This window comes from Legionella sp. km772 (assembly GCF_003989735.1).
Taxonomy (GTDB): domain Bacteria; phylum Pseudomonadota; class Gammaproteobacteria; order Legionellales; family Legionellaceae; genus Legionella.
This window is the reverse complement of sequence record NZ_RZGQ01000302.1, coordinates 1-1,912: the sequence shown is the minus strand read 5'-3', so window position 1 is coordinate 1,912 and position 1,912 is coordinate 1. Positions and strand designations below refer to the sequence as shown.

Genomic DNA, 1,912 nt, shown 5'->3' with positions numbered 1-1,912 from the left:
AAAACTCATTTAAATCACTTTGCTATTAAGTACAAATTGATTCTTAGAGCGAACCAGATTGCTTGGCAGGAGCTTAAAAATATGGCAGCTTAAAATTGACCGTGCGTAACATGAGTTATTTTATATTTGCTGGTATTTTTGCCGCTTAAAAAATGTTCAGCTAAACTTAAGAAATAGACCAATCGCTTATTGTATATAAATAATATCGTGAGGACTTAATTAGAATAAACGCATGGGCCATATAAAAGGAGTTTTTAATGGATAAAATATTGCGTATTTTAATGATTGAAGATTCCCCTGATGATGTATTGCTTACTCTTCACGCGGTTAAAAGCGGTGGTTATCAAGTTTATAGCGAACGAGTGGATACTGAAGCAGGCTTATTAGAGGCTCTTAATAATAGCTGGGATATTATTTTATGTGATTACTCCATGCCAAGCTTAAGTGGTCTTAAGGCATTAGAACTGGTTAGAGAACAGGATGAGGAAATCCCGTTTATCATTGTTTCTGGAACTATCGGAGAAGAAAAAGCCGTTCGCGCCATAAAAAGTGGTGCAAACGATTATATCAATAAATTGCATTTAGTTTTATTAGTACCCGCCATTGAGCGAGTTTTTCAAGAAAAAAGGATAAAAAAAGAAAACCAAGCCACGAAATTAGCTCTGGAAGAAACCAAGGAGCGTTTATTTCATGCCTTCCACCATGCAGGGACAGGCGTTGCCCTAGTCGATTTAGATGCCTCATTTATGGAGGTAAATGCCGCTTTTTGTAGCTTACTTGGTTATACCACTGATGAGCTTTTAGAGATCAAACTTAATGATTTAATCGATGAACATTCACAAAAACTATTTCAACAAACCTTAGCCCCTATTTTGAATAAAGAGGTAGAAAATAAGCAAGTGGAGCTCCGTTTAATTCATAAGAATGGACAAAAATTATGGATAAGTTTAAGTATATCTTTGGTAAAACAGACCTCGCCCCAGAAAAAACCCTATTTAATTATGCACTTCCAAGACCGTACAGAACAAAAATATTTTGAGGAACGTCTCTTATTCTTGACTGCTTATAATAGCTTAACAGGCTTACTTAATCGAACCAGTTTATTCAATAAAATCAGCGAATTAATTCAGAATAAAAAGCAATTCACCCTTTATTACATGGATATAGATCGTTTTAAACGAGTCAATAATACTTATGGTGCTCATATGGGAGATTATCTTCTAAAACACATTGCCTCCCAACTAAAAGAACACGTGGCATCACATCAAATCCTTGGCTATTTAGGCGGTAATGAATTTATGATTATCGACCCTAAAAACACTGGGGAAGAAAAAGAATTAAGCCAAGCGCAAATGCTTTCCTCTACCCTGCAAGAACCGTTTCTAATGCAAAAAAACGAACTTACCTTAACCGCAAGCCTCGGCATTTGTCAGTTTCCTAATGACGGAAAAAATATTAATGAATTGTTAAAAGTAGCCAATATTGCCTTGCGTGAATCAAAACGCAAAGGTGGTGATTGCTCTACGATTTATCGAAAAAACATTAATGAGGCCAACAATAACCAACTCCTAGTTGAAAGTGAATTAAGGAAAGCTTTGAGCTCCCATGAACTGTTGATGCATTACCAACCCCAAGTAAATGCGCATACTAATAAACCAAGCGGGATTGAAGCACTAATTCGTTGGCAAAAAAATGGCGCCCTTATTCTTCCCGATGAATTTATCCCTATCGCCGAAGAATCAAGCTTAATCTTAAAAATTGGTGAAGAAATCTTAGTCCAAGCTTGTTCGTGGTTTGATATAGGCGCGGATTTTTAGACGAAAAAAAGGTATTTTTAAGAGCTATTCTTCTAATATAAGAGGGGAATAGAATGACCAAAAAGCGAAATTATTACACTGCATCAAAAAAATCA

Annotated in this window: 1 protein-coding gene; it reads left to right on the top strand. The window is 35.8% G+C overall.

The annotated features are described in order from the left end of the window. Positions 1 to 257 precede the first annotated feature (257 nt). Complete coding sequence (locus ELY15_RS15445) at positions 258 to 1,817, top strand: diguanylate cyclase domain-containing protein (RefSeq protein WP_127101602.1); 1,560 nt, start codon at positions 258 to 260, stop codon at positions 1,815 to 1,817. Positions 1,818 to 1,912: the final 95 nt, after the last annotated feature.